At 71.2% G+C, this 4277-nt stretch carries 3 protein-coding genes; 2 read left to right on the forward strand and 1 reads right to left on the reverse strand.

The features are described 5' to 3' along the window. Positions 1 to 212 precede the first annotated feature (212 nt). Complete coding sequence (locus GBZ26_RS27655; protein ID WP_174441555.1) at positions 213 to 620, forward strand: hypothetical protein; 408 nt, start codon at positions 213 to 215, stop codon at positions 618 to 620. A gap of 8 nt (positions 621 to 628) precedes the next feature. Here GBZ26_RS27655 and GBZ26_RS27660 read toward each other — a convergent pair whose 3' ends face one another. Continuing rightward, positions 629 to 2191: a helicase HerA domain-containing protein gene (locus tag GBZ26_RS27660; RefSeq protein ID WP_174441556.1), complete on the reverse strand. Its 1563-nt coding sequence runs from the start codon at positions 2189 to 2191 to the stop codon at positions 629 to 631. A gap of 219 nt (positions 2192 to 2410) precedes the next feature. Here GBZ26_RS27660 and GBZ26_RS27665 point away from each other — a divergent pair. Continuing rightward, positions 2411 to 4277 (forward strand): bifunctional diguanylate cyclase/phosphodiesterase (locus tag GBZ26_RS27665; protein WP_174441557.1); only part of this gene is annotated, 1867 nt, incomplete at its 3' end.

Below are 4277 nucleotides of genomic sequence, written 5' to 3' on the forward strand. Positions count from 1 at the left end.
AGCAGGTGCAGCGCGTCGGCCTGCCGCGGGTCGGCGTCGAGGATCGCCCGGTAGACCCCGGCGGCCTCGCCCATCCGTCCGGCCCGGTGGTGGCCGATGGCGATGGCGTAGGCTTCGGACAGGCTGACCATGACGACTCCGGGAATGTTCAGGGGGGCTTGCGACATCGCGCCCGCTTGCGGAGGCGCGCCGTCCCTCTACCATCGCGGGCCATGAGAACCGATCCCGACGGCCTTCCCCATCATGACGACCGCCGCGCCCTGGCGGAAGCCCTGCGCGCCGCTCTGACGCAGCGCTGTCCGGACGCCGATGGGGATCTGACCGCGGCCATCGGGGCCATGGCGGCCAGCCGCTTCTTCGGGGTGCGCTTCCGCGCCGAGGGCAACGCCGCCCGCGCCTGGGTCGCCCGCCGTCCCAACCCCGACGTGTTCGAGGTCTGGGACCCCGTTACCGGCGCCTGGGATTTCGCCGAACGGCTGCCCGACCCGTTGCTCTACCAACCGGCTCCCGAGGGCACCGCGCGCATCGCCGCCAAGGCGCAGCAGGCCATGGCCGCGGTCGCCGCCGCCGGACGTCTGGCCCACGCCGTGGCCGCCGGGATCGAGCCGGACGACGAATAAAGCGCCCCTCAGACGGTGGCGAACAGCCCGCCGTCCTCCGGCCCGTCGGACCCATCCTCGGCGTTCGGATCGCCCAGCGCGGTTTCCCAGCCCAGCGCCGGCAGGGCGATGCTGCGCGTGTTGCCCAGCCCGCTGCGCGTGGCGATGAAGCCGCGCTGCTCCATGTAGGTCAGCAGGCGCCGCGCCCGCCCGCGCGACCGGCTGCCGCAGGCGCGCGCCACCTCGGCGTCGGACGGGCAGGGCAGATGGTCCAGCGCCGCGCGGGCCAGCAGCAGGAAGACGACCTGGATGTCCTCCGGCAGGGTCGCCGCAACCTGGGTCGCCTTCGCCCAGGCGGGATTCTCCTCGGTGCCGTCCCCCGCCCCGGCGCGGGCCGCCGCCAGCTTGCGCCGGAAGGCCGGCAACTCCAGCAGTTCACCCCGCACCCCCTGCGTCCGGCAGCGCACCAGGAAGTCCTGATACAGCACGGCGATGGATCGGTAAGGCGCCTCCGGATCGGCCATCACCTCGCGCAGGATCGCCTCGTAGGCGGCTTTGCGCTCCGCCGCCTGCTCCGGCGTTTCCGGCTCCTCCATGGGCAGCGCGGGTGCCGCGTCCTCGCTCTCCGGTTCCAGCGGCAGGGGGCGCGGGCGGGAGAGCTGGGCCAGCAGATCGGCGCTGGCGCTGGTCGAAGGGCGGCGCACCGCCAGGCGCGGCGGTTCCGGTTCGCCCGGCTTGAAGATCAGCTCCCGCGCGTCCTCCAGCGGGGTGTCGGGCAGCGGCATCAGCTTCGGGCTGCCGGCCCGCCCCTGCGTCTCGACGGCACCGATGCGCAGCGGCAGCGGGCGGCGCGAGATCGCCGGGCCGAGCGCGATGAAATGCCCGCGCTCCAGATCGCGGAACATTTCCGCGGTGCGGCGCTCCATGCCCAGCAGGTCGGCGGCGCGGGCCATGTCGATGTCGAGGAAGGTGCGGCCCATCAGGAAGTTGGAGGCTTCCGCCGCCACGTTTTTGGCGAGCTTGGCGAGGCGCTGCGTCGCGATCACCCCGGCCAGCCCGCGCTTGCGGCCGCGGCACATCAGGTTGGTCATGGCGCCCAGCGAGACCTTGCGCGCCTCGTCCGACACCTCGCCGGCGGCCGACGGGGCGAAGAGCTGCGCCTCGTCCACCACCACCAGCATGGGGTACCAGTGGTCGCGGTCGGCGTCGAACAGCCCGCCCAGGAAGGCCGCGGCGTGGCGCATCTGCATGTCCGCGTCCAGCCCCTCCAGATTCAGCACGACGGAGACGCGGTGCTGGCGTACGCGGGCGGCGACGCTCTGCAGGGCCGCCTCGCTGTGCTCGTCGGCGTTCACCACGATGTGGCCGAAGCGCTCGGCCAGGGTCACAAAGTCGCCCTCGGGGTCGATCACCGCCTGCTGGACCCAGCGCGCGCTCTGCTCGATCAGACGGCGCAGCAGGTGCGACTTGCCGGAACCGGAGTTGCCCTGCACCAGCAGGCGGGTCGCCAGCAGTTCCTCGAGATCCAGCATCGCCGACGCCCCCGTCGCGCCAGCCGTCATGGCCGCCCCCATGTCGATGCCGACCTTCATGCCCCGCCGCCCCCCAGATCCATCATCGTCTGCGTTGAAGCGCACCCCTATAGCGCAAAGCGGGGCCGGGGTGCGAAGGGCATTTTGGATCGCGCTGCGCGCACACGCCTTGCCTTTGTCACGAAATCGAAAAGATCATCCGCTACAAGATGGGCTTGCCCGCGACGAACATGGACAGCCGGCGGTGGACGAAGCCATGGCCTCGGTGCCAGCAGAAGAATGGGACGATCGCCCCGGCGCCCCGGCGGGGAGCGCCCGAAGGCCGCGCTGCCGGCGGAATGGACCCGCCTGCTGGCCGGGCTGTCGGTCGCCTTCCAGCCCATCGTGCAGATGCGCACCGGGCGCTGCCACGGCATGGAGGCGCTGCTGCGCGGCCTGGAGCGCAGTCCCTTCGCCAGCCCCAACGACCTGCTGGACGCCGCCTGCATGCAGGGCCTTCTGGCCGAGGTCGAATGCGCCCTGCACGGCAAGGCGGTGGCGGCCTTCCGCGCGCTGGACAACTGGCCCGACGCCAAGCTGTTCCTGAACATCGACGCGCGGGTGGTCGGGGTCGCCGGCTCGCCCTGGCTGGCCCCCTTTGCGCTGGACGGCGGCACGCCCGACCCGCGCCTGACCGTCAGCCTGGAGATTTCGGAACGCCGCGAGCTTCGCCCCGACCACAGCATCGAGCAGGCCATCGACCGTTACCGGCAGGCGGGCATCGGGGTGGCGCTGGACGACTTCGGCGTCGGCTTCGCCGGGCTGCGGCTGCTCTACGAATCCAAGCCCGACTATCTCAAGATCGACCGCTATTTCATCGACGGCATCGATCAGGACACGCGCAAGCGGGCCATCGCCCACGCGCTGGTCGGCTACGCCCACGCGCTCGGCATCCTCATCATCGCCGAGGGGGTGGAGACGGAGAAGGAATTCTACACCTGCCGCGATCTCGGCTGCGACTTCGCCCAGGGCTATCTGATCGCCCGGCCGAGCCTGGAGCTGCACGCCGTGCCCGAGCGCTACGGCATCGTCGAGGAGTTGAACCGCCGGGACCGGCGCAAGCCGAACGAAGCCCGCCTGCGCCTGTCCGAGGTGATCGAGCGGCAGCCGCCGCTGGCCGTCAATTCCCCGAAGACGGAGCTTCTCGACTATTTCCGCGGCGACAACAGCCCGTCCATCGCCCCCATCGTCGACCGCCAGCAGCGCCCGCTGGGGCTGATCCGCGAGCGCGACCTGAAGCGCTTCGTCTATTCCCGTTTCGGCAGCGAGCTTCTGCGCAACAAGGGGTTGGGCGACACGCTGCTGGATCTGGTGGTGAAGAGCCCGGTCTGCGACATCTCCACCCCGCTCGACCAGGTGATCGAAGCCTTCTCGGCGGAGGAGGCCAGCGACGGCATCATCATCATCGAGGGCGGCGAGTATGCCGGCTTTCTGTCCAGCGGTGCGCTGATCCGGCTGGTGCACGAGCGCAACCTCGCCATGGCCGCGGACCAGAACCCGCTGACCCGCCTGCCCGGCAACGCCGCCATCGTGCGCCACATCGAGCGCGCCCTTCAGGAGCAGGACCGCAAGCACGTCCTGGCCTATCTCGACTTCGACAACTTCAAGCCCTTCAACGACCGTTTCGGTTTCCGCCAGGGCGACCGCGCCATCCTGATGTTCAGCGAGCGGCTGAAGGCCTGGGCCTCGGGCAACGGCGGCTTCGCCGGCCACATCGGCGGCGACGATTTCTTCGTCGCCCTCAGCGGTGCCGCGGAGGAGGACGCGCTCGCCCGCGTGGCGGACCTCGTCGCGCAATTCCGCTCCGACGCGGAGAGCCTCTACGACGCGGAGGCGCGGGAGGCCGGCTGCTTCGAGGGCAAGGACCGCTACGGCGCGGTGCGGCGTTTCCCGCTGCTGTCGGCCAGCGGCGTCGTCGTTGTGATCGCTCCCGGCCCGCACCGCCTGACCTCCGACGCGATCAACACCGCCATCGCCGGCCACAAGGCCATCGCCAAGGAAAGCCCCGACAAGCTCTGCACCGTCCACCTCCCACCCTCTTTATCCCCTCCCCCGCCATCGGCGGGGGGGGGGTTGGGGGGGGGGGGGGGGGGGACCCCCCAACACA

Source organism: Azospirillum formosense (assembly GCF_013340925.1).
Lineage (GTDB): Bacteria > Pseudomonadota > Alphaproteobacteria > Azospirillales > Azospirillaceae > Azospirillum > Azospirillum formosense.